Source organism: Cedecea colo, assembly GCF_011808225.1.
Taxonomy (GTDB): Bacteria; Pseudomonadota; Gammaproteobacteria; order Enterobacterales; family Enterobacteriaceae; genus Dryocola; species Dryocola colo.
Genome location: NZ_SOYS01000001.1, coordinates 540,442 through 564,509, shown reverse-complemented (window position 1 = coordinate 564,509; position 24,068 = coordinate 540,442). Strand labels below are relative to the sequence as shown.

Here is a 24,068-nt window from a genome sequence, read left to right as displayed (position 1 = left end):
CAGCGTATCTCAGAATTGACTACCATTCTATCCACACGCCGCCCTGGTCGCTGCTGGCTCGTAGCGTTTCGATAAAGCGCATACCGGATAATCCTTCTACTATTCCCGGCAGTAACGGCGCATTCCCGCCGCGAATTTTCACTGCGGCCTCGCGGTAGATTTGGGCAAATCCTTCCAGGTAACCTTCCGGATGCCCGGCGGGCGTGCGGCACTGGTGGCGTACAGAATCGTGGTTATTAACCCCGTTCCTCGTGACAACGTAACTATTGCCATGCAGCGGATGAATCTCAAGTATTTCAGGCTGTTGCTGCCGGAAGCTCATGCTTCCCCGGCTGCCCACGATGCGCAAACGCAGATCGTTTTCATAGCCGGGCGCGACCTGGCTTGCCCACAGTCGCCCTCTGGCGCCGCTGGCATAGCGCATTTCTGCGTAAACCTCATCGTCCAGCTCGCGGCCTTTGATGCGCGTCAGTAGCTTACCGCGAATCGATTCTGGCTCCATGCCGGTTACAAACGCTGCCAGTTGCCAGGCATGCGTGCCGATATCGCCAATCGCACCGGCCCCGGCAAACTGCGCTTTGCCGCGCCAGCTCGCCTGTTTATTGTCGGTGAGTTCCAGCCTGTCGTTCAGCCAGCCCTGCAGGTATTCCACTTCTACATTGCGGATCTCGCCTATTTCGCTGTTGGCGATGCGCGCTCGCGCCTCGCGTATCATCGGCAGCGCGCTGTAGTTATGGGTCAGAATAAAATGGCAGCCGGATTCGTTCAGCACAAAAGCCAGCTCTTCGCCCTCGGCAAGCGTAATGCCCAGCGGTTTATCACAAATGACGTGGATCTTTTTTTCCAGAAACGCTCTGGCGACAGGCACATGCAAAAAGTTCGGCGTGACTATCGCCACCGCTTCGATGCCGTCCGGCCGCGTGGCCTCCCGCTCTGCCATCTCCTGCCAGCTTGCATAGCTGCGTTCGGGGGCGATAAACAGCGCTTCGCCGCTGCGTTTTGCGTTTTCAGGCGAGGACGAGAATGCGCCGGCGACCAGCTCAAACTGGTCATCGAGCCGGGCGGCAATGCGGTGTACGCCGCCAATAAACGAACCTTCACCGCCGCCCACCATACCTAACCGGATGCGTTTCATTATTCTTCCTCCAGCCCAAGCATTTTACGTACCGCCGCCTTTTCGCTCATATGCAGGGCGAAGTCATCGAAAGCGTAATCGGCCACGGGAATAATATGTTCGGCAATGAATTTTGCGCCTTCACGCGCGCCCGCTTCGCCCGATTTCAGACAGCATTCCCACTCAAGCGTAGCCCACCCGGCGTAGTCGTACTGCGCGAGTTTGCTGAAAATACCTTTGAAATCGACCTGTCCGTCGCCGAGCGAACGGAAGCGTCCGGGACGTTCAGCCCACGGCTGGTATCCGGCATAAACACCGCTTTTCGCCGAGCGTTGAAACTCAGCGTCTTTAACGTGAAAGGCTTTAATGCGTGAATGATAAAGATCGATAAAACCGAGATAATCCATATGCTGCAACAGCATATGGCTTGGATCGTACAGAATGTTGCAGCGCGGATGATTATCGACAAGCGTTAAAAAACGCTCGAAGGTGACGCCGTCATGTAAATCTTCACCGGGATGCAGTTCGAAACAGACGTCCACGCCCGCGTCGTCAAAACTGTCCAGCACCGGTCGCCAGCGTTTTGCCAGCTCGCTGAACGCTTCGTCGATAAGCGCCGCATTGCGCGGCGGCCACGGGTAAAAATATGGCCACGCCAGCGCGCCGGAAAACGTGGCGTGCGCCTTTAACCCCAGATTTTGCGACGCCCGCGCTGCCTGCTTCAGGCTCTCAACGCCCCATTGCTGGCGCGCCCTGGCGTCGTGCGCAAGCTCAGGCGGAGCGAATCCTGCAAACGCCGCGTCATAGGCAGGATGCACGGCAATCAGCTGCCCCTGGAGATGCGTAGAAAGTTCGCTAATTTCCAGACCAACGTTTGCCAGCCGCCCGCGGATTTCCGTGCAGTAATCCTGGCTTTCTGCTGCCTTGCGCAGATCGAAAATATGCGGCAAATGGGTCGGGAGCTGTACCGCTTTATAACCCAGCCCGGCAGCCCATGCCGCCAGCGTATCCAGCGAGTTAAACGGCGGCTGCTCGCCAATAAATTGGGAAAGAAAAATAGATGGTCCCTTCAGGGTTTTCATCACAACACCTCCTTAATATTAACCATACGCTGCTCGCGAACCGCGAGGTCAGCCGCCAGCACCACGGCCAGGCTTTCAATCGCCTGCTGCTGGTGCAGCGTTAAATCGCTATTTTCAATAATAGAACGCGCAAAAAACTGCTGTTCGAGGCGGCACAGGGCGAAGTGGTCGGGCTCGCCGGCAGCAGAGATCCACTCGTCCTGATGCGTAAACTCACCCTGAGCGTTGAGCTGTGAATGATGCAGGCGCAGAGATTCGGTTTGCGTATGCGCCTCGACGCTGGCGGAGTACCCTTCGCCGCCCGCTTCGCGCGCCACAATAGACGCGGACCCTTTTGGCCCGATAACGTCTTTAATAAAGAACGCCGTCTGGCTCATCATCGGCCCCCAGCCCGCTTCGTACCAGCCAACAGAGCCGTCAGCGAAACGTACCTGTAGCTGGCCGTAGTTGAACTGCGTCGGGGCAATTTCATCGCTTAAGCGCGCGCCAATCGCGCTGACGGAAAGCGGGCTTGCCTGTGTCATCTGGCACATCACGTCCAGATAATGCACGCCGCAATCCACAATCGGCGAAAGCGACTGCATCAGCATTTTATGGGTATGCCAGGCGCTGCCGGCGCTTTGCTGGTTGAGGTTCATGCGCATTACCAGCGGCTTGCCGAGGTTTTGCGCCAGATGAATAAACTGCTGCCAGGCCGGGTGATGACGCAGGATATAGCCCACCACTAGCTGTTTGCCCGCCAGCCGCGCGGTCGCCACCACGCGCTTCGCGCCGGATACGGTGGTGGCGAGAGGTTTTTCCAGAAACACGTGACAGCCTGCGGCAAGCGCCGTCAGCGCTAAAACCTCGTGAGTATCAGGCCAGGTAGCGATACAAACCGCATCCGGCCGGGTCCGTTTGATGGCATCCTGCATCTCGTCGAACAGCGGAATATTTTCGCCGAGCCGCGCTTTCAGACGCTCTTTGGAGGTTCCGCGGGCCACCAGCCCGCAGAGTGAAAATTCCGGCAGCGCCTCATAGGCCTGCGCGTGGGCGGCGCCCATATTGCCGCAGCCCACAACCAGCACCCGTAGTGCCCTATCGGCCATCCTTCGCTCCTTCTTTATAGTTAAACGTAAAGAAGAAGATGGCGGCGATAATCACGGCGGCGATGGCCGGCAGCCACCAGAATTGCTGCCACTGCACCAGCGCTTCGGCACCCTGAGCGGTGACCGAACGGTTGAACACCGCGCCGCTGATTTGCGAACCGATGAGCATGCCCAGCCCATAGGTAAACAGCACCAGCAGGCTCTGCGCCTGGCCCTTCACTTTGTCGCCCGCCACCTTGTCGGTATAGATAAAGCCGATAACAAAGAAAAAGTCGTAGCACACGCCGTGCAGAATAATGCCGATATAAATCATCCAGCGGGTTTCTTCCGCGATGCTCAGGGCGAACATGGCGTAACGCGCAAACCACGCCAGCATGCCGATCAGCAGCATCATTTTGATGCCCAGACGGCGGAAGAAGAACGGGATCAGCAGCATAAACAGCAGCTCGGACATCTGTCCGAACGCCATCACGCCGCTGACGTTTTCAAAGCCCAGCGCGGAGATAAACGGCGCAGCGTATGCATAGTAAGCGGCAAGCGGAATGGAAATCAGCGTGGCGCAGATGATGAACACCATAAAGTGGCGCTGTTTGAGTAAGGCAAAGGCATCGGCGCACAGCAAATCGCGCATGGAAAGCGGCTTACCGCGATCCGGCGCTGGCGTGTTGGGCAACGTAAAGCTGTAAATGCCAAGCACAACCGACGCAACAGCCGCCATGGTAAAGATGCTGGTGCTGTCAGAAAGCCCGCTCACCCCGACGATTAAGCCTGCGACAATCCAGCCGATAGTGCCGAAAGCACGAACGATCGGGAAGCCCTTCTCGCTGTTTGCAAGGCTGTGGAACGCCACGTTATTGCTCAGCGCGATAGTTGGCATGTAGCACAGCATGTAGGCGAATATCACCCACAGCAGGCCGGTTTGCCCGCTTTCGAACAGGCCCGGCAGCCACCACAACAGCGCGGCCCCTACCAGATGCAGGACGCCGAGAACCTTTTGCGAGGCGAAGAAGCGATCCACCAGCATGCCCAGCACAAACGGCGAAAGGATGGAGGCAACAGGCCCGGTGGAATACGCATCGCCAATCACCGCGCTCAGGCCATACTTGCCCATCACGACGCCCAGCGTAACGTACCAGGCCCCCCAGACGAAAAATTCCAGAAACATCATTAACGACAGGCGCGGAATAACCCATTTATGGGTGATTACCTGAGCCCCAACGGCTGAGTGAGAAGACATAAATCCTCCGCGGCAGAGTATTGATAAAGGGTAAGGGTTTATTTTTGTAATCGATTACATTAACGCTTCACTAAAAATGTAATCGATTTCAGATAGCTTTCCATCATGCCCGAGGATTATTTGTTACTATTGATGCGGATCTGCAATGCGCTTCACAAATAATCAGCCAGGGTAAAGGATCAGCATGTCGATAGATAAAGTGGCTCGTATTGCGGGGGTTTCCACCGCTACCGTTTCCAGGGTGCTGAATGGCAACCCGGGGGTAAAAACTGCTACCCGGGATAAGGTGCTGGCAGCTATTGAATCATGTGATTATCAGCCGAATCTTCTTGCCCGCCAGTTGCGCACCGCGCGCAGCCGTATGCTGCTGGTGCTGGTTTCTAACATTACAAACCCCTTCTGCGCACGCGTGGTTCGCGGCATTGAAGAGGAAGCGGAAAAACACGGCTATCACATTCTGCTGTGTAATTCTGAATCACGTCTGCCGCGTGAGTCTGCCTATCTACAGTTGCTGAGCGGCAAAGTTGTCGATGGCGTGATCACCATGGATGCCATCAGCTGCTTACCCGGCTTAACAACGCTTATCGGGGATTCGCCTTGGGTACAATGCGGTGAAGGCGATCCGGGCTATAACGCCTCTTCCGTGACCATCGATAACTTTAAAGCAGCCGCGGCTGCGGTTGAGCATCTCACCTGCGCGGGCTATAAACGTATCGCATTAATTAACGGCGACTTGCGTTATTTGTATTCGCAACAACGGGAAGCGGGATACCGGGCTGGGCGCAGCTCCGCCTGGCAGGCCGTGGTATATGCGGACAGCCTGGAATATCAGGCGGGCGTACAGGCGATGGCGGAATTATTTACCCTGCCGGAACCGCCAGATGCCGTTTTTGCTATTTCCGATGCGCTGGCCGGCGGCGCGCTGCATTACGCCCACGAAAACGGGCTGCGCGTACCGGAAGATGTGGCCATCATGGGATTTGACGGCGTACCGTTTGGCGCGGTAACCACTCCGCCGCTCACCACCGTTGAACAGCCGATGCATCAGCTCGGCGTGCGTAGCGTACAGCTACTGCTGGAGAGAATTGAAAATCCGCAGGTGGAAACGGTGAATGAGATTCTCGACTGGAAGCTGGTGGTGAGAGGCTCGGTTTAAGCGCTGGCCGCCAAAAAAAGAAGCGCAGGCAGTGCCAACCGTTGAGTCGTCTTTCCGGCCCGCGGAACTGAAGCATGAAGCGGATGCATTGCTGAACGCCTGCTGGAGCTGGAATAACTTTTCTTTGAACCCTCTCCCGAAAGGGAGAGGGAAATCACCGCATGCTTACCACACCTTCTGCGCAATCTCAGCCACCAGCCGAACCTTGTCCCACTGCTGGGCAGGCGTCAGGCTGTTGCCCTCTTCCGTGGACGCAAAGCCGCACTGCGGGCTGAGGCAAATCTGGCTGATATCGACAAATTTCGCCGCTTCATTAATACGCGCCTGGATTTGCTCAGGCTTTTCCAGCTCACCATTTTTGGTGGTGATAAGCCCCAGCACGACCTGCTGTTTGCCGGGACGCACAAAACGCAGCGGGGCAAAATCACCTGAACGGTCATTGTCGTATTCAAGGAAGAAGGCGTCCACGTTCACGGTGCCAAATAACACTTCCGCCACCGGCTCGTAACCCCCTTCAGAAATCCACGTCGAGCGGAAGTTGCCGCGGCACACGTGCAGGCCGATGGTCAGATCTTCAGGTTTCCCTTCCAGCGCTTTATTCAGCACGCGGGCATAAATTTTTGCCAGTTCATCAGGATCGTCACCGCGCTCGCGGATTTCTTGGCGTTGCGCGTCTGAGCACAGGTACGCCCAGACGGTGTCATCCAGTTGCAGATAGCGGCAGCCTGCTGCATAGAACGCCTGAATCGCATCGCGCCAGGTTGTAGCCAGATCGTCGAAATAGTCGTTTAAATCCGGGTAAACGGCGCTGTCGATGGCGTTCCGGCCGCCGCGAAAATGCAGTACGCTCGGGCTTGGGATAGTCATTTTTGGCACCGCATTTCCACTGATGCTTTTCAGATAGCGGAAATCTTCCAGCATCGGGTGTTCACCAAACCCAAGCTTGCCGACGACGCGTACGCTGTGCGCCTTAGTCTGTACACCGTTGAACTGGATGCCGTGGTCGGATTCGTAACGTTCAACGCCCTGCAAACCGTCGAAAAAGTCAAAGTGCCACCAGGCGCGGCGGAATTCTCCGTCGGTAACAACGTGCAGGCCGCACGCACACTGCTGCTCTACCGAAGCGCGAATGGCTTCATCTTCAACCTTGCGCAATTGATTCGCCGAGATATCGCCTGCGGCAAACTGCTGGCGGGCTTCTTTAATGGCATCCGGGCGTAAGAAACTCCCGACGATATCCGCGCGGAATGGGGCGTGATGGCGCTGTTGCGTGTTGTGCGACATATGAATTCTCCTGGTGACCCGGCTAAATGATTTAGCTAAGTGATAGTTCAGTATCTGGGTTTTTTAGCCGTCTGGACGGCCATTTGTTGCAAGCAGAATGGCATAGCAGCGGCGGCCAGGCAAACGAGGAAAATTCACGGCGCATGAAAATAATTCACGTTGTTAAAAACATGTAACTTTAAATATTGATCTACGTCACACTCTGCCGTTAAATACGGTGTCCTGTTTCTGAGCCTCTTCATTATGATTATTCGTCCCCATAAGCACTGGATTATTCGACTTTTCGTCTGGCACGGTTCCGTTCTGGAGAAAATCTATTCACGTCTGCTGCTGAATCTGGCGCTGTCGGTCAGCGTAATTTTCTTCCTGCCGTGGTATGAGGCGCTTGGTATTAAACTGACTATGGCGCCGTTCAGTATTCTGGGCGTGGCTATTGCCATCTTCCTCGGTTTCAGAAACAACGCCTGTTATGCCCGTTTTAATGAAGCGCGTTTGCTATGGGGACAGCTGGCGGTAACCGCACGCTCGCTGCTGCGCGAGGTAAAAAGCCTCCCTGCGGCGCAAAGCGAAGAGATTAATTATTTCGTGAACCTGCAGGTGGCGTTCTGCAACTGTCTGCGTCTGACCCTGCGCAAACAGCCGGTAGAAAACGGTCTGCGCCCCTGGCTGCGCGCGGATGAACTGGCATGGGTTGCGGCAAGCCATGCGCCGTGCAACCGTATTTTGCTGCTGATGGGCAACTGGCTATCAAAACAGCGCATGAACGGCACTATTTCCGATGTGTTATGGCGCAGCATGGATAATCACCTCAATGAGCATACCGCCGTTGCCGGCGGCTGCGAACGCATCAGCAATACGCCTGTTCCCTTCGCCTATACGTTAATTCTGCACCGCACGGTATATATGTTTTGCATCATGCTGCCCTTCGCGCTGGTACAGGATATGCACTATATGACGCCGTTCCTGTCGGTCTTTATTTCCTACACCTTTATCGCGCTTGATAGCCTGGCCGAAGAGCTGGAAGATCCGTTTGGCATGGAAGACAACGATCTGGCGCTGAATGCCATCTGTAATACCATTGAGCGTGATTTGCGCGATATGAACGGTGAGGATAAGATCCCAGAGCAGATGAAGCCTAACCGACATTATCAGCTGAATTAGACAGCAGCGGCTATAATGCAAATATTAACAATTCGTCTTCATCTTCGCTTGAATTGATGAGGGTTGCGGTTTTAAACTAGTTAGATATCTAACGAAATGGTTCCTGTGCTGTGGATTACGCAAAGCTCTCTTTTTCTCACCTGCTTCATCTCACGGCCCATCAATGGCGTCTGGCCGTTGACCGCAGGCTCAAAGATCTCGGTATGAGCCAGGCCAGCTGGGTGGCGGTTGCAGCTATCGCCGGCAATGAAACGCCGCTATCGCAGAAGGAGCTGGCTCGCCAGCTTGGCATTGAGAGCGCAACCCTCGTGCCGCTCATCAATCGTCTGGTCGAACAAAATCTGGTGCAGCGGGTTCTCACGCCCGAAGACAAACGCGTGCGCCTGCTGGTCGCAACCGAACAGGGGCAAGCTCTCTATCAGAAAGTTAAGGTGGTCGCCGACGAGCTGCGCCAGGAAGTTCTGACCTCCATCAGTGAAGAAGAACAAACCGTGACGCGTGACGTGCTCACCCGCCTGCTCAAAGCCGCCGAGACAAAATAATGCGCCTTCCTCAACGCGACCCTTATATTCCAAGGGAGTGGCAACCGCATGAGAAACCTACGCTTCTCGGTTCCCCTTCCACGCCGATTCATCCCACGCACAAACGCATCGCCTACGGTCTGGTCGGGCTGCTGGTGTGCCTGACCGGGGCGCTCGGAAACGCGCTGGTTACCGCAAACCTCACCAATTTACAGGGCACCTTTGCGGCCTGGTCTAATGAAATCGCCTGGCTGCCCGCGGTATATGTGATGACCAACGCCTCCATCAACCTGCTGCTGGTGAAATTCCGCCAGCAGTACGGGCTGCGGGCGTTTACCGAAGGATTCCTGGTGCTGTATGTGCTGGTCACCTTCTTCCACCTTTTCGTTAACGATCTCAATTCCGCCATCATGGTGCGGGCCGCCCACGGCATGGTCGGCGCCGCGCTCAGTTCACTTGGCATTTATTATCAGATCCAGGCCTGGCCTGCGAAGCACCGGCTGAAAGGGTTAACCATTGGCATCACCGGCTCCACGCTCGCCATTCCTGTCGCGCGGCTGTTTTCAACTGAGCTGTTGCAGCTTAACGAATGGCGCGGCCTTTATTACTTCGAGCTTGGTCTCGCCCTTGTCTCACTGGCTTGCGTGCTGCTGCTGAAACTGCCGCCAAGCGATCGGAAAAAAGTCTTTGAAAAGAAGGACTTTCTGACTTTCATTCTGCTTGCGCCGGGCATTGCGCTGCTGTGCGGCGTACTGTCGCTTGGACGTATCGACTGGTGGTTCGAAGCGCCGTGGATTGGCTGGGCGTTGGCCGCCTCGCTGGTATTGATCGTGGCCGCTATTACCTTTGAGCATAATCGCAGCAATCCGCTACTGAATACACGCTGGCTATCAAGCAGCAGCATGGTGCGCCTCGGGTTTATTATGGTGCTGATTCGTATCGTGCTTGCGGAGCAGAACACCGGGGTGATTGGCTACCTGCAGCTTATCGGCCTGCAAAACGAACAGATGACCAATCTTGCGTGGTCAATCCTTGCGGGTATCGTCTGCGGGATTATCGCCAGCTGCCTGACGATTGATATCAAGAAGCTCACGCGGCCGGTGGTGATTTCACTGGTGCTGATGATTGTCGCTTCGCTGATGGACAGCCAGTCCAACAACCTCACCCGCCCGGCGCAGCTTATGGTAAGCCAGTTCCTGTTTGGTTTTAGCAGCGCCTTCTTCCTCGCACCGGCAATGCTGACGTCGATTGGCGGCGTGATTGCCGAACCGCGCAATCTGGTGAGTTTCTCGGTGCTGTTTGGCATGAGCCAGAATATTGGCGGACTGCTGGGCTCCGCCATCCTCGGTACTTTCCAGACCTGGCGCGAAAAATTCCACTCCAGCCTGCTGGCCGATCAGCTTACGCTGCTTAATCCGCTGGTCAGCGAGCGGGTCAACCAGTATACCCAGCTTTATAGCAGCGTACTGGGCGACAGTACGTTGCTGAATACGCAGGCGTTGCTTCAGCTGCAAAGCGTTGCCACTGCTGAAGCGAACGTGCTTGCTTACAACGATACTTATTTACTGACCGCTGCCATTGCCACCTGCACCCTGCTGTGGATTATCTGGCGCCTGCTGCGCCTGAAACTGGCGGCCAGAAAACAATTAAAAAATACTACGGAGCTGCAATGAGCGAACAAGGAACCACTCCGGCACAAAGCCCGGAGCAAAAAAACCTGCGCATAGTGTCAATTTTTAGCGCCGTCGCGATAGGCATCCTTGGCGTGCTGGTGATCCTCTACGCCTGGCAACTGCCTCCCTTCACGCGGCACGTTGAGTCAACGGAAAACGCCTACGTGCGCGGCATGACCACTTTTATCAGCCCGCAGGTAAACGGTTATATCACTGCGGTAAATGTACAGGACTTTCAGTATGTAAAAGCCGGCGACGTGCTAATGACCATCGATGACCGGATCTACAAACAGCGCGTTCATCAGGCGCAGGCGCAGATGGCGATGAAACAGGCGGCGCTCGTCAATAATCAGCAGCAGCGTCGCAGCGCGGATGCCGTGATTAAGAAAAATGAAGCAGCCCTGAAAAACGCCCAGGCGCAGGCGAAAAAATCCCAGCTCGATTTACGCCGCGTGGAGGATTTGACCTCCGACGGCTCGCTCTCCGTGCGTGAACGCGACGCTGCCCGCGCCAGCGCGGCGCAGGGCAATGCGGATATCGAGCAGGCCGCCGCCCAGCTTGAAATGTCCCGCCAGGATCTGCAAACCGTGGTTGTTAACCGGGGCTCGCTGGAAGCTGACGTGGAAAATGCGAAAGCGGCGCTGGAGCTGGCGCAAATCGATCTGCAAAACACGCGGATTATCGCCCCTCGCGACGGCCAGCTCGGGCAGATCGCCGTACGTCTTGGCGCCTATGTCAGCGCAGGCACACGCCTGACCTCGCTGGTGCCGCCGGATAACTGGGTTATTGCCAACGTGAAGGAAACACAGCTGGCGGAGATGAAAGTTGGCCAGCCCGTAACCTTCACCGTGGATGCGCTGGCGAACGAGAAATTTAACGGCCGCGTGGAGAACATCTCCCCGGCTACCGGCGTTGAGTTCAGCGCCATATCGCCGGACAACGCCAGCGGCAACTTTGTGAAGATCGCTCAGCGTATTCCGGTGCGCATCAAAGTTCTCGGCGAGGCGGATAAGCGCAAGCGCCTGCGTCCGGGGATGTCGGTTCAGGTGCATATCGACACGCGGGAGAATAGCCGATGAGCCCGCTGAAACTTTCCTGCATTGCCGCAGCGCTGCTGCTGGCGGGCTGCCATTCAGCTCAGGTTCAGCAGGCTAAACCGACGCTTGAAATCCCCGCCCAGTGGCGCGACCAGGTCGGCCCGGCTTCTTCTGCGGAAGGATTCTGGTGGCGCAATTTTCACGATTCGATGCTTAACGGCTACGTAGACGAAGCCCTGCGCTATAACAGCGATGTGCTGACCGCCCGTGAACGGGTTAATGAATATCAGGCCCGCGTACAGTCCGCAGAAGGCGCGCAATGGCCCACGCTTGATGCCGGGCTGAATGCAAGCCGCAGCCGCTCACAATCTGCCGCCACGGGTTTGCCGACGCATGGCGATCTGTATAAAGGAAGCCTGAACGCAAGTTATAACGTCGATTTATGGGGGCAATACAGCAGCGCCACGGAAGCCGCACAGGCCAGCCTGGAAGCGCAGCAGGCGGCGGCCGCGGCGGCAAATCTGACCGTTGCGTCTTCCGTTGCCTCGGGCTATATCACCCTGCTTTCTCTGGATGAGCAGCTAAAAGTCACGCAATCCACGCTCGCCGCCCGCGAAGACGCGTACAAGCTTGCAAAACGCCAGTATGAAGCAGGCTACAGCTCCCGGCTGGAACTGATGCAGTCAGAATCAGAATACCGTTCAACGCGCGCGCAAATTCCGCAGCTACAGCATCAAATCAGCCAGCAGGAAAATGCGCTCAGCGTGCTGGTGGGCAAAAATCCAGGCGCGGTGGCGCGCGGCGGCGAATTTGACCAGCTCACGCCGCTGACGCTGCCCGCACAACTGCCGTCGACGCTGTTAAATCGCCGCCCGGATATCGTCCAGGCGCAAAGACAGCTAGTCGCCACGGATGCCTCTCTTGCCTCGTCGCGTGCGCAGCTTCTGCCCTCGATCAACCTTGTGGCCGGTGGAAGTTTGCAGAACAGCACGCTTTCGCAGCTTATCGACAATCCTCTGCGGCTCTGGAGCATCGGCGGCAGCATTCTCGCGCCGCTGCTGAATCGCGAAGCGCTGAATGCGCAGGTTGATGTCGCCATGTCGCAACGTAATCAGGCGCTGTACGCCTATGAAAAAACGGTGCGCAACGCTTTTAAAGAGGTGAACGACAGCATCGATGCTATCCAGCGCCTGCGGGAACAGCTCACGGAATTGCAGGAGCAGGAGCACGTTGCCGAAGAGGCGCTGCGAATTGCCCAGAACCGCTACCGCAACGGCTATTCGTCTTATCTGGATGAGCTGGACGCCCAGCGCACGCTGTTTTCCACGCAGCTTAGCGTCGTGCAGGTGAAGAACAACCTGCTGCTGGCGCAGGTCGATCTTTATCGTTCGCTGGGCGGCGGCTGGCGCGGGTTATAGCTGTAACGTGAGTAGATTATGTCGGGCGGCGCTGCGCTTGCCCGACTGACAAAATGCATAAATCGTAGGGTGGATAAGCGCAAGTCATCCATCGTTGTTCTGGTTAATAAAACTTCCGGAGTGATGCAATGCAGCAGCAATGGTCAGACGTTGATAATTACCTCGTTCGTTCCCTGATCCCAAACGATCCCGTTTTCGAGAAGATCCTCGCCAATAACCACGCCGCAGGTCTTCCTGCTCATGACGTTGCTCCAAACCAGGGAATGTTTCTTCAGCTGCTGGTGCAAATAACCGGCGCTAAAAACATCCTTGAAATTGGCACGCTCGGCGCATACAGCTCGGTATGGATGGCGCGAGCTTTACCCGCAGGCGGTAAACTGGTGACGCTGGAAGCGGATCCGCACCATGCGGAAGTAGCGAAGAAAAACATTAAGCTTGCTGAGCTTGCAGGCGTTATCGAACTGCTCGTCGGTCCGGCCGTTGAAAGCTTGCCGCATCTGGCAAGCCAGGCTCCTTTTGATTTAATTTTTATCGATGCCGATAAGCCCGGCAACCCGGTTTATCTGGCATGGGCGCTGAAATATTCACGGCCCGGCACGTTAATTATTGGCGATAACGTAGTGCGTGACGGTGCAGTGACAGACCCGCAAAGTAACGATCTTCGGGTGCAGGGCGTGCGAAAATTTATTGAGTTGCTGGGTGAAAATCCCCGCCTTACCGCCACCGCGCTACAAACGGTTGGCAGTAAAGGCTGGGACGGTTTTACCCTTGCGCGGGTGAACGGCTAATCGTCGTCCGGCGCAGATAAATTAACCCGTAATCTGATCCATCGCCTGCAGGATACGCTTGTCGGAAATGGGGTACGGCGTGCCTAACTGCTGCGCGAAGAAGCTGACGCGCAGCTCCTCGATCATCCAGCGGATTTCCTGCACCTCTTCATCTTCGCGTCGTTTGGGCGGCAGCTTGTTCAGCCACTGCTGCCAGGCCTGCTGCACCTGCTCCACCTTCAGCATCTGCACGCGGTCGCGATGCGGATCGATAGCCATTTTCTCCAGGCGTTTTTCAATCGCCTGCAAATAACGCAGCGTATCGCCCAAGCGTTTGTAACCGTTGCCGGTGACAAAGCCGCGGTATACCAGGCCGCTCATCTGCGCTTTCACATCCGACAGGCCAAGCGCCATGGTCATATCCACACGCCCTTTCAGCCGCTTATTGATGTTGAAAACGGCGGTGAGAATTTGTTCGACCTGCTTTGCAATTTCCACCACGGTGTCGTTCAGTTCCGCACGGACTTTTTCATGCAGCGCGGCAAAGCCCTCTTCCGTCCACACCGGGCCGCCGGCCTGGGCAATCAGCTTGTCAACGCCGCAGGAAATACAGTCGTCAATGAGATCCAGTACCTTACCGTACGGGTTAAAATACAGGCCGAGCTTGGCTTTGTTCGGCAATTTTTCATGCAGATACTTGATGGGGGAAGGAATATTCAGCAGCAGCAGACGACGTAAACCTCGCCACATAGCCTGTTGCTGTGCAAGTGGGTTATCAAAGAGTTTGATCGCCACGCTTTCTTTTTCATCCACCAGCGCCGGGAACGCCTTCATGCGGTAATTGCCGCGCTTTTGCTCATAGCTTTCCGGAAGCTTGCCGAAGCTCCAGATATGCAGCCCGCTCTGCTCAATGCCGTCATCCGCTACGGCGGAGAGCGTTTGCTGAACTTTTGCCTTCAGGCCGCCCTTCAGCTCGCTGAGATCTTTGCCTTCTTTAAGCTTTTTATTATGCTCGTCTACCACCCGGAAGGTCATTTTCAGGTGATCGGGCACCTGTTCCCAGTGCCACTCTTCCCGGTCAATCGTCACGCCCGCCATGCGGCGGAACTCACGCTCAAGGCTGTCGAGCAGCGGCAGCTCAAGCGGCGTGGCGCGGCCCAAAAACGCTTCGGCATAGTTTGGCGCCGGCACAAAATTACGCCGCACCGGTTTCGGTAAGGATTTAATCAGCGCGATAACCAGCTCGCGGCGCACGCCCGGAATCTGCCATTCAAATCCGGCTTCATCGATCTGGTTTAACAGCGGCAGCGGAATATGTACCGTTACGCCATCGGCATCGGCGCCCGGCTCGAACTGATAGGTCAGGCGCAGCTTGAGATTTCCCTGATGCCAGAAGTTCGGATAGTCCAGCTTGCTGACCTGCTCCGCGCCCTCTTTTATCAGCATGCTCTTCTCAAAATTGAGCAGGTCCGGCGTTTCTTTGCTGACTTTCTTCCACCAGCTATCGAAATGGCGGGCAGAAATCACCTCGTGGGCGATGCGCTGGTCGTAAAACTCAAACAGCGTGTCGTCATCCACGAGGATATCGCGGCGGCGGGACTTATGCTCAAGCTCCTCCACTTCGTTGCGCAGCTTGAGGTTTTCGCGGAAGAAGGCGTGACGCGTCTGCCAGTCGCCTTCAACCAGCGCATGGCGGATAAACAGCTCGCGGCACAGGGCCGGGTCAATCTGGCTGTAATTTACGCTACGGGCGGCAACGATCGGCAGGCCGTAAAGCGTAACTTTTTCGCTAGCCATCACCGCACCCTGGGATTTTTCCCAGTGAGGCTCACTGTATGAGCGCTTAAGCAGGTGCTGCGCCAGCGGCTCGACCCATTCTGGATCGATACGCGCGGCAATGCGCCCCCACAGGCGGCTGGTTTCCACCAGCTCGGCAACCATCGTCCACTTTGGCGGCTTTTTGAATAAGCCGGAACCGGGGAAGATGGAGAAACGGGCGTTACGTGCGCCGGTGTATTCCTGCTTATCGGCATCTTTCTGGCCGATATGGGAAAGCAGGCCGGTGAGCAACGCGCAGTGCACCGAGCGGAAGTCCGACGGCTCGCTGTTAATTGGCAGACCAAGCTCTTTAACCACCTGACGCAGCTGGGTATAGATATCCTGCCACTCGCGTACGCGCAGGTAGTTAAGATAATCCGTTTTGCACAACCGGCGGAACTGGTTAGACGACAGCGCTTTTTGCTGCTCGCCAAGATAATTCCACAGGTTCACATAGGCCAGGAAGTCAGACTCTTTATCGTGGAAACGGCGGTGTTTTTCGTCAGACGCCTGCTGTTTGTCCATCGGGCGCTCGCGCGGGTCCTGAATGGAAAGCGCGGAGGTGATAATCATTACCTCGCGCACGCAGCCAAATTTCTGCGCCTCAAGCACCATACGCGCCAGACGCGGATCAACCGGCAACTGGGAAAGCTGGCGGCCGGAAGGCGTCAGTTTATAGACGCTGTGGTCTTCCTCGCTGGTAATCGCGCCCAGCTCTTCAAGCAGGCGCACGCCGTCCTGAATATTACGTTTATCGGGCGCTTCCACAAACGGGAACGCGGCGATATCACCAAGGCCCAGCGCCGTCATCTGCAAAATAACGGACGCCAGGTTGGTACGCAGGATTTCCGGATCGGTAAATTCCGGGCGCGACAGGAAGTCGTCTTCTGAATAGAGACGAATACAGATCCCTTCCGAGACGCGTCCGCAGCGCCCCTTACGCTGGTTAGCGGACGCCTGTGAAACCGGCTCAATCGGCAACCGCTGCACTTTGGTTCGGTAGCTATAGCGGCTGATACGCGCCGTGCCCGGATCGATGACGTATTTAATGCCCGGCACGGTAAGCGAGGTTTCCGCCACGTTGGTCGCCAGCACGATACGCCTGCCGGCGTGCGACTGAAACACGCGGTTTTGCTCGCTGTTCGACAGGCGGGCATATAAAGGCAGCACTTCGGTATGCGGCAAATTTAGTTTGTTCAGCGCGTCGGCGGTGTCGCGAATTTCGCGCTCTCCGCTCATAAAGATCAGGATGTCCCCCGCGCTTTCGCGGCCCAGCTCGTCAACGGCGTCAAAAATTGCCTGTAGCTGATCGCGATCGGTATCGTCCACGTCTTCAACAATCGGGCGATAGCGCACTTCCACCGGATAGGTTCGGCCAGACACTTCGATAATCGGCGCGTGGTTGAAATGGCGCGAGAAGCGTTCCGGGTCGATGGTTGCCGAGGTAATAATGATTTTCAGATCGGGGCGACGCGGCAGAAGCTCACGCAGGTAACCGAGCAAGAAGTCGATATTCAGGCTGCGCTCGTGCGCTTCATCGATGATGATAGTGTCGTACTGCATCAGCAGGCGGTCCTGCTGGATTTCCGCCAGCAGGATGCCGTCGGTCATCAGCTTGACCAGGGTATTTTCACCGACACGATCGGTAAAACGTACCTTATAGCCGACCGCGCCGCCCGGTTCGGTTTGCAGCTCTTCTGCGATACGGTTCGCCACGGTACGCGCGGCCAGACGACGAGGCTGCGTATGGCCGATAAGCCCTTTTATACCGCGGCCAAGCTCCATACAGATCTTTGGCAGCTGCGTTGTTTTGCCCGATCCTGTTTCCCCGGCAACAATCACCACCTGGTTATCGCGAATGGCTTCGAGAATATCTTGCTTCTTCTGGCTGACGGGCAGGTTTTCTGGATATGTAATCTTTGGCCGCGCCGCTTCGCGTAGCAGAACCTTACCGGCCGCTGCGTCGATTTCCTGAGCCAGCGCGTCAAAGACGGCCTGCTGAGATTCAGGATTTTTCACCTTTTTCGCGCCATGAATGCGACGAGAAAAACGCTGGCGGTCGCGCAGCATCAGGTTTTCTAAGCGGGAAGATAACGAGGTAACTGAAGGTTTTGTATTTTGCATAGCGTCATCATCATGGCAGCGCACTGCCGGAAAAGTCTTTTGCGTGAATTGCCCGTAGATTACCACATCGTCTTCCCCGACGCCTTGTTCAATAAAATCGAACATAGAGTTCGATATATTGCGCTATCACTGCAATCGGATTGTGAATACAGTAATTCCCAGCGAACGGGCAATCTGTCCGAATGACCAAAAACAAAGGAATCACCCATGAGCAAAGTATTAGTACTTAAGTCCAGCATCCTGGCAGGCTACTCTCAGTCTAGTCAGCTGTCCGACTATTTTGTTGAACAATGGCGTGAACAGCATTCCGCTGATCAAATCACCGTGCGCGACTTAGCGGCAAATCCAATCCCGGTGCTGGATGGCGAACTGGTTGGCGCGCTGCGCCCGAGCGATGCGGCACTGACCCCGCGTCAGCAAGAAGCGCTGGCTCTGTCCGACGAGCTGATTGCCGAGCTGAAAGATCACGACGTGATTGTGATGGCCGCGCCTATGTACAACTTCAACATTCCTACTCAGTTGAAGAACTACTTTGACCTGGTGGCTCGCGCTGGCGTCACCTTCCGTTATACCGAAAAAGGTCCTGAAGGCCTGGTAACCGGTAAACGCGCCGTGATCCTGACCAGCCGTGGCGGTATCCATAAGGATACCCCAAGCGATCTGCTGGTGCCTTATTTGAATCTGTTCCTGGGCTTCATCGGTATTACCGACGTAAACTACGTATTTGCAGAAGGTATCGCTTACGGTCCGGAAGTAGCGTCTAAAGCGCAAAGCGACGCAAAAGCAGCGATTGACAGCATCGTTGCTGCTTAAGTTTGTAGAAACTTTTCACAAGCGGCAAAAGCAATTTTGCCGCTTTTTTTATATCCAGATCTGCTGGTTCAGGGTTAGTCCTGCTTGCCCAGCGTCAGGATATCAAACAGCTTCTGCTTAAGCGCCTTTTTCAGGCTTAAGCTATTCCTCTCTGCTACCCTCCACCAGGCCGTGTTTATAGCTATGCTTAGGTCAACTTTAGCCCGAGGAGAGCAACATGCAGGACTGGAACCCGGCGCTTTATCTGCAGTTTGAAGCGGAACGCACCCGCCCGGCAGCCGAACTGGCTGCGCGCGTCAATCACCCCTTTGCAGCACGGATTTCTGATTTAGGCTGTGGGCCTGGCAACAGTACCGCGCTGTTGCATGAAACCTGGCCGGATGCCGTTATCACCGGGCTGGACAACTCTTGCGCCATGCTCGAAAAAGCGCGATCGGCGCTGCCTGATTGCCGCTTCGAACAGGCTGATATCGCCCGGTGGCAGCCTCCGGTTAAACAGGATGTGATCTATGCCAACGCCTCTTTGCAGTGGCTCAGCAATCACCGGACGTTATTTCCACAACTGGCCGACCAACTCGCAGAAAGCGGCGTGCTGGCAGTGCAAATGCCGGACAACTGGCAGGAACCGACGCATGCGCTCATGCGCCAGGCGGCGAATGAACTGGGTAATCCGCCCGCAGGACGCGAAGCGCTGCTCTCACCCAATGAATATTACGACCTGCTGACTAACGAGGGTTGTCGGGTGGATATCTGGCGCACCACTTACTTCCACGTGATGCCTTCACACCGTGCGATTATCGAATGGCTAAGCTCCACCGGCTTACGGCCTTACCTTGCCGGTCTGGACGCTATTCAGCAGGAAGCGTTTCTGGAGCGTTACCATAAGCTTTTACAGCAGGCCTATCCAACGCAAAAAGACGGTAACGTGCTGATGCTGTTCCCGCGTCTGTTTATCGTTGCGCGTAAGGCCTGAAAGATTTGCGGGTTGTCAGGCTGAACGTTCGGGTCTGTGGCGCAGATACCAGATGGTGGAAAGCATGCAGAGGATGTAGCCAAACATTTCAGTGCCCTCTTCGACCATGTTTTTCACCAGCCGGTTATAGCCGTCAAGCATCAGCCCTTCCCACAGCGTATGCATACCGAACAGGCGCGAGAAAATCAGCACGCACAGCAGGCCGGAAAGCATCATACCGTAAGCGGGATGGCGCATAAACGACGCTATTCCTTCCAGGGTTTTTTCTTTATTTCTCAACGCGTAAGAGATGCAGGCCAGCGCAGTAAACAGGGCAAACCAGACCCAGCAGCCATGGGACAGCTCATCGAAGATAAAATCAAGTTCGCGGATTAACATACAGCTGAAAAAGCCACCGATTAATACACTGCTGTGACGCCGCGACGGCACTTTTCTGGCATGGCCAAAAAACAGTAGCGCAAGGACCAGCAGGAGGCTTTCCTGAACAATTTCGGTGAAGGAGTTTTCGCGTACAAAATCGTGAAACCAGAGGACGTCGCCAAAGAGGATGAATACACCCAAAGCCACAGCTAATATGCAAAGCACAATAAGGAACAAACGCTTTAATATAAAAGAAATATGCATAATAATTAAGAGCTTCAAAAAGCTTATTATGCTTTATATTTATAAGAAGAGATTTACCATCCGTGCTTTAAACGCGCCGCCTACGGTTCAAAGGCCGCGGCGGCTTTTCCAGGCTGGCGATATAATTATTACAGCCAGACGGTTGCGAAGCGCGTTATAACGCAGTTGCAAATAACCATCATATAAATCTTTATTCGTCATTCAGCCTGAATGCTTTAAGCAGGGCATTATTTGTCTGACGACTGTCGTAAAAAGCTGCCGGGGCGAATCAATGAATGCCGAGACGCCAGGCATAGGAGATCTCTTCGCGCAGCTCGAGGGAGGTCAGTTCCATCAGGCCAGCAAATTCCAGCGTAAGCTGCTTAAACCGAATCAGGTATTGGGCCGGGGTCAGGTTTTCTTCTTCCCGGCGAAGGTATTCAAACGCAAGCGTGGTCGGGGTGATATCAGTGTTCATTGCAATCCTCAGTCTGTTCGTGATCGAAACCAAATAAGGATATCACGAACAAACTGTTCAAAAAACAGCCAGACCGTGCGCCTGAGAATTATTTTAGGCTCTCCGGCAGGGTAATTACCCAAAGCTCATTAAGCGATTCAGGCTTCTCAAGTGGCTTAAGCGCGATCCTGGTGGCGACTTCTTTTCCATTCAGCGTCAGATGTCCTCTGCCGTCCACTTCGTAATCGTCCGCTTTCGTGCTTTCGCTTTGCGGATTATCCAGCACCGCCTGCAGGCCGAAATCGTTGTCGTTGATAACCGCAATGGTCTGGTTATCAATCAGCGTCATCCCTTCCGCTTTTTCCTGCTGCCAGCCCAGCTTGCGCAGATCGAGAATCTCTTTCTTTCCGGCGAGTTTAATACCGCGAGCCTTGAGCTGTTCCGCATCGTTGAATTCCGGCGCTTGTTCTTTATCAAACTCGCTCAGATCGCTGGCCTGGGTTAAATCGACCACGTAAACCAGATTGCGCATCGCTTTATTTTTATCGCCGCCCTGCTCAATCAGCAGCAGGCGGTTATTATCCAGGGCGACAATGTCGCCGATTTTGGCATCCTTGGCCTTTTTATAGACACCGGCATCAATCGGATACCCGTACATTGCGGTTTTGCCGTTCGCCGGGTCGATGCTGACCAGGCGGGTAAATAGCGCGCTGTTTTTGCTCTTGCCGTCGATATCCAGCGTGCTTTGTACCGCGGCGATGATGCGCCCGTCCGGCATGCGGGTTACCCCTTCAAAGCCACGGTTTGCCTGACGCCATTTAATAATATTGGGTAAACCACCAGCAACGCCTTGCTCTCCCTGCTGCGCCTGTGGACCATATTTTTTCACAATCTTGCCCCCGGCATCGATGTTTACGATAAACGGACCGTATTCATCGCATAGCCAGTAGCCACCTTTGCCATCCGGCGTAATGCCTTCGGTGTCCAGGCCACGTTTGTCGCTCGGCAACTGCTGCAACGTGTCGCTCAGCGCGATTTCATTCGTCGCGCCAATCAATCCTTCCGGCAACGGTAAGCCGCTGACGGGTCCCTGCTCATCATGCAGAGCGTGTGCGTCAACGGCCTGCGCTTTGCCGTCGCCGATGCGAATCGTCATCAGCAGCGGTGTAAATTTTGGGTTGGCGAAAATTTTGGAATCTTTCTCGCCCGCTTTGGGCGAATCAGCATTTGGCCCGCGGTCCGTGACGGTAGCAAAAATCAGATCGTTGCCCTCTTTGCGTATAAATTGCAGACCGGACCCGACGCCCACCGGCAGCCCGTCCGGAAACGCGCTGGCATACGCGCCCTTGTATTCCACACGATCGCCTTGCGGGAAGGTGACAACGTAACGATCGGCGTGAAGTTCGGCTGCCTGACTTAGCAGAGGAACAAGAGAGGTGAATAACAGCGCCGGTGTTTTTAATTTCATGTTTTTACTCATCCTTTGATATTAAGTCACCGTTTTATAAAGCAGCCAGATGACATAAATATGACGCAGGCCGGAAAGTACTCCGCAAGATAAATAAACCTTCCGCTATTTCTGCCGATAGTAGAGGGCGAAGCGGTGATTCATCGGAGCCATCCGCAGTAGTAAACGAAAATATTCCAGTGATCTAAGGATCTACCATGTCAGTCAGGCGTTTTTCTATTTTAGTTTTTAGTACGTTACTTATTATTTTCTTAGCGAGTACCGCTTCCAATATCTGGTCTCTTACCCGCAGCAACCAGTCCCTGGACCAGGTAAACCGTGAAATTCGCGTGGTGCTGTCGGTTATCGACCCAATTAACCACAGCCGTACCCTGCGAGTGCGCGCCATGGAGGCGATGGAGGAGATGCAGCGCGGCCGCACAGAACAGGCACAGCTTGCGCTTGAAGGCGCAAGGACGGTAATGGGCAAAACTAACGCTGCTTTCCAGGCCTATCTGCAGGCGCCGAAACAGCCTGGCGAACAGCTTCTCGCCGATGCGTATCAGACCGCGTTTCTCGCCTATCGTGACCAGGGTTTGCAGCCGTTGCTCGATGCAGCTTCAGCAAATGACAAGCAGCGCGTAAACGATCTGGTGACAATGACCATCCCTGCGCTCGATCGCCAGTATGAAATTACGCTGGATAAACTACTGGCCTTCCGCGAGCAGTATGCGCAGCGGCTCAATAAAGATGTACAGTCCAGGTTTAGTTCCAGCCTGCTGCTTATCGCGGTATTTGCCGTGCTGTTTGTTGCTATTCTGGCCGGCGTTTTCATCCTGCTGAAAACACGGTTGATCAACGAGCTGGACCTGGCCAAAAAGCACTGCAGCGAGATTGCCAGCGGCCAGCTACATACGCCAATCGTGGCAAGAGCTAATGATGAGATCGGCGAAATGATGCGCACGCTGGAGACCATGCGCCAGTCGCTCGCGCATATCATCGGCCAGGTACGTGAATCCAGCCAGACGGTTGCCTATGCGTCTGAAGAGATTGCCGCCGGCAACACCGATCTCTCCTCCCGCACCGAAGAACAGGCCGCATCGCTGGGTGAAACGGCTGCCAGCATGGAACAGCTGACGGTAACCGTAAGACAAACGTCCGAAAACTCCCGTCAGGCAAACGCCCTGGCAGACGGTATGCTGACTGCTGCAAATGACGGAACTAATATTGTTGAAAAAGTTATCGATTCGATGCGCAATATCGAATCCAGCTCCGGCAAGATAGACAGCATCATCAGCATAATTGAAGACATCGCTTTTCAGACCAACATCCTGGCGCTTAATGCCGCGGTGGAAGCCGCTCGCGCCGGGGAACAAGGGCGTGGATTCGCCGTTGTCGCCTCTGAGGTGCGCAATCTTGCCCAGCGTTCTTCCGTGGCGGCAAAAGAGATCAAAGATCTGATTGAGCTTTCTGGCGAACAGGTCAATCACGGCAGCTTGCTGGTTAATAAAGCCGGTGAGAGCATGCAGCGCATTTCCAAAACCATCAAGGAAGTGACCTCGTTAATGGAGCATATCGCCGTTTCCACACGCGAGCAAAGCACGGGTATTGAGCAGATTAACCAGGCGGTGGTGCAGATGGACGTCGTCACTCAGCAGAACGCGGCTTTAGTCGAAGAAGCCTCCGCGGCCGCAATGTCGCTAAAAGAACAGTCGCAGATGCTTAACGAAACGGTGGCGGTATTCAAACTAGCATAAGAAACTTCCCTCTCCGTAATGGAAATGGAGAGGAAGTATTTTTCAGGCTAAGGTCCAGGACCTGCGGGGTTATCAGGGGAACGTACTCAGGTTAACGAACATGAATACGTTCGAAGGAATTAAGCGCTTGGTTCTTCCGCAGGCGCGGTTATTTCGTCAGGCTGGACTTCTTTAAAGCCCGGTTTGCTCCTGGTAACAGCGTATTCCACCGCCTTCGTATCACCGGTTGTGGTGGTGAGTTTCACAGGCTCCACGCTGACCTTGCCGATGAGTGATTTAGCATAGCCGCCAATCTGATAAGTCCCCTCCGGCAGGTGAAGCGCAACGCTCTCGCCAACTTTTAACGCTGCGGCATCTTTACCGTCAACGGTAACATACACCGTTGCGCCATCGTCAGTACGCGTCCATGCATGTTCAACGGTGACAAGCGTAGAACCCGTAGTAAAGTCTGCCGTTGGCTCTCCGGTGACGGGTTTTGCACAGCCAAAAAGAGAAAAAGCCGCGAGTGCGGTAAAGGTAAAACGATAACTCATTGATT

20 protein-coding genes are annotated in these 24,068 nt (G+C 55.1%); 10 read left to right on the top strand and 10 right to left on the bottom strand.

Going from position 1 to position 24,068, the window contains the following annotated elements:
- Nucleotides 1-19: 19 nt before the first annotated feature.
- From E2L00_RS02515 to E2L00_RS02500, 4 genes are read right to left on the bottom strand one after another with little or no spacing between them, the layout of a single operon-like run.
- Nucleotides 20-1,135: a Gfo/Idh/MocA family protein gene (locus E2L00_RS02515; RefSeq protein ID WP_167606519.1), complete on the bottom strand. Its 1,116-nt coding sequence runs from the start codon at nucleotides 1,133-1,135 to the stop codon at nucleotides 20-22.
- On the bottom strand, nucleotides 1,135-2,196 hold the full coding sequence (locus E2L00_RS02510) for a sugar phosphate isomerase/epimerase family protein (protein ID WP_167606516.1): 1,062 nt from the start codon (nucleotides 2,194-2,196) through the stop codon (nucleotides 1,135-1,137). Before E2L00_RS02510 ends, E2L00_RS02515 begins: the two co-directional genes overlap by 1 nt.
- On the bottom strand, nucleotides 2,196-3,284 hold the full coding sequence (locus E2L00_RS02505; protein ID WP_167606513.1) for a Gfo/Idh/MocA family oxidoreductase: 1,089 nt from the start codon (nucleotides 3,282-3,284) through the stop codon (nucleotides 2,196-2,198). Before E2L00_RS02505 ends, E2L00_RS02510 begins: the two co-directional genes overlap by 1 nt.
- Nucleotides 3,274-4,521: an MFS transporter gene (locus tag E2L00_RS02500; protein ID WP_167606511.1), complete on the bottom strand. Its 1,248-nt coding sequence runs from the start codon at nucleotides 4,519-4,521 to the stop codon at nucleotides 3,274-3,276. Before E2L00_RS02500 ends, E2L00_RS02505 begins: the two co-directional genes overlap by 11 nt.
- Before the next feature lie 184 nt (nucleotides 4,522-4,705).
- Here E2L00_RS02500 and E2L00_RS02495 point away from each other — a divergent pair, with 184 nt between their 5' ends.
- The gene (locus tag E2L00_RS02495) at nucleotides 4,706-5,677 is read left to right on the top strand and encodes a LacI family DNA-binding transcriptional regulator (protein ID WP_167606508.1); all 972 of its coding nucleotides are present in this window, start codon (nucleotides 4,706-4,708) and stop codon (nucleotides 5,675-5,677) included.
- 165 nt (nucleotides 5,678-5,842) lie between these two features.
- On the opposite strand, the gene E2L00_RS02490 is transcribed toward E2L00_RS02495, so the two are convergent.
- Nucleotides 5,843-6,961, bottom strand: a complete 1,119-nt coding sequence (locus E2L00_RS02490) for a cobalamin-independent methionine synthase II family protein (protein WP_167606505.1) — start codon at nucleotides 6,959-6,961, stop codon at nucleotides 5,843-5,845.
- Nucleotides 6,962-7,204: 243 nt separating this feature from the next.
- Between E2L00_RS02490 and E2L00_RS02485 the strand changes: the two genes are divergently transcribed.
- From E2L00_RS02485 to E2L00_RS02460, 6 genes are all read left to right on the top strand, one after another.
- A complete protein-coding gene (locus E2L00_RS02485; protein ID WP_167606502.1) occupies nucleotides 7,205-8,122 on the top strand; it encodes a bestrophin family protein in 918 nt (305 codons plus the stop codon).
- A 110-nt stretch (nucleotides 8,123-8,232) separates the two neighbouring features.
- Nucleotides 8,233-8,664, top strand: coding sequence for a MarR family transcriptional regulator (locus tag E2L00_RS02480; protein ID WP_167606499.1), 432 nt, complete (start codon nucleotides 8,233-8,235; stop codon nucleotides 8,662-8,664).
- Complete coding sequence (locus E2L00_RS02475) at nucleotides 8,664-10,316, top strand: MFS transporter (protein ID WP_167606496.1); 1,653 nt, start codon at nucleotides 8,664-8,666, stop codon at nucleotides 10,314-10,316. The genes E2L00_RS02480 and E2L00_RS02475 overlap by 1 nt, the downstream gene beginning before the upstream one ends.
- Nucleotides 10,313-11,395, top strand: coding sequence for an HlyD family secretion protein (locus E2L00_RS02470; protein ID WP_167606493.1), 1,083 nt, complete (start codon nucleotides 10,313-10,315; stop codon nucleotides 11,393-11,395). Before E2L00_RS02475 ends, E2L00_RS02470 begins: the two co-directional genes overlap by 4 nt.
- Nucleotides 11,392-12,771: an efflux transporter outer membrane subunit gene (locus E2L00_RS02465; protein WP_167606490.1), complete on the top strand. Its 1,380-nt coding sequence runs from the start codon at nucleotides 11,392-11,394 to the stop codon at nucleotides 12,769-12,771. The genes E2L00_RS02470 and E2L00_RS02465 overlap by 4 nt, the downstream gene beginning before the upstream one ends.
- Nucleotides 12,772-12,899: 128 nt before the next feature.
- Nucleotides 12,900-13,559, top strand: a complete 660-nt coding sequence (locus tag E2L00_RS02460; protein WP_167606487.1) for an O-methyltransferase — start codon at nucleotides 12,900-12,902, stop codon at nucleotides 13,557-13,559.
- A gap of 21 nt (nucleotides 13,560-13,580) precedes the next feature.
- Here E2L00_RS02460 and hrpA read toward each other — a convergent pair whose 3' ends face one another.
- Complete coding sequence (gene hrpA, locus E2L00_RS02455) at nucleotides 13,581-17,480, bottom strand: ATP-dependent RNA helicase HrpA (protein ID WP_167607531.1); 3,900 nt, start codon at nucleotides 17,478-17,480, stop codon at nucleotides 13,581-13,583.
- 207 nt (nucleotides 17,481-17,687) lie between these two features.
- Between hrpA and azoR the strand changes: the two genes are divergently transcribed.
- Both azoR and tam read left to right on the top strand, forming a co-directional pair.
- Nucleotides 17,688-18,293: an FMN-dependent NADH-azoreductase gene (gene azoR, locus E2L00_RS02450; RefSeq protein ID WP_167606484.1), complete on the top strand. Its 606-nt coding sequence runs from the start codon at nucleotides 17,688-17,690 to the stop codon at nucleotides 18,291-18,293.
- A 217-nt stretch (nucleotides 18,294-18,510) separates the two neighbouring features.
- Nucleotides 18,511-19,266: a trans-aconitate 2-methyltransferase gene (gene tam, locus E2L00_RS02445; RefSeq protein WP_167606481.1), complete on the top strand. Its 756-nt coding sequence runs from the start codon at nucleotides 18,511-18,513 to the stop codon at nucleotides 19,264-19,266.
- 15 nt (nucleotides 19,267-19,281) lie between these two features.
- On the opposite strand, the gene E2L00_RS21495 is transcribed toward tam, so the two are convergent.
- The 3 genes from E2L00_RS21495 to E2L00_RS02430 all read right to left on the bottom strand — a co-directional run bounded on the left by E2L00_RS21495 (nucleotide 19,282) and on the right by E2L00_RS02430 (nucleotide 21,794).
- On the bottom strand, nucleotides 19,282-19,644 hold the full coding sequence (locus tag E2L00_RS21495) for a hypothetical protein (RefSeq protein ID WP_236127652.1): 363 nt from the start codon (nucleotides 19,642-19,644) through the stop codon (nucleotides 19,282-19,284).
- A 514-nt stretch (nucleotides 19,645-20,158) separates the two neighbouring features.
- Complete coding sequence (locus E2L00_RS02435) at nucleotides 20,159-20,347, bottom strand: YdiH family protein (RefSeq protein WP_167606475.1); 189 nt, start codon at nucleotides 20,345-20,347, stop codon at nucleotides 20,159-20,161.
- An 88-nt stretch (nucleotides 20,348-20,435) separates the two neighbouring features.
- Nucleotides 20,436-21,794: an esterase-like activity of phytase family protein gene (locus E2L00_RS02430; protein WP_167606472.1), complete on the bottom strand. Its 1,359-nt coding sequence runs from the start codon at nucleotides 21,792-21,794 to the stop codon at nucleotides 20,436-20,438.
- A gap of 197 nt (nucleotides 21,795-21,991) precedes the next feature.
- Between E2L00_RS02430 and E2L00_RS02425 the strand changes: the two genes are divergently transcribed.
- A complete protein-coding gene (locus E2L00_RS02425; protein WP_167606470.1) occupies nucleotides 21,992-23,530 on the top strand; it encodes a methyl-accepting chemotaxis protein in 1,539 nt (512 codons plus the stop codon).
- A 119-nt stretch (nucleotides 23,531-23,649) separates the two neighbouring features.
- Here E2L00_RS02425 and E2L00_RS02420 read toward each other — a convergent pair whose 3' ends face one another.
- Nucleotides 23,650-24,063 carry a hypothetical protein gene (locus tag E2L00_RS02420; RefSeq protein WP_167606468.1) on the bottom strand — a complete coding sequence of 138 codons (414 nt, stop codon included), beginning with the start codon at nucleotides 24,061-24,063 and terminating at the stop codon, nucleotides 23,650-23,652.
- Nucleotides 24,064-24,068: the final 5 nt, after the last annotated feature.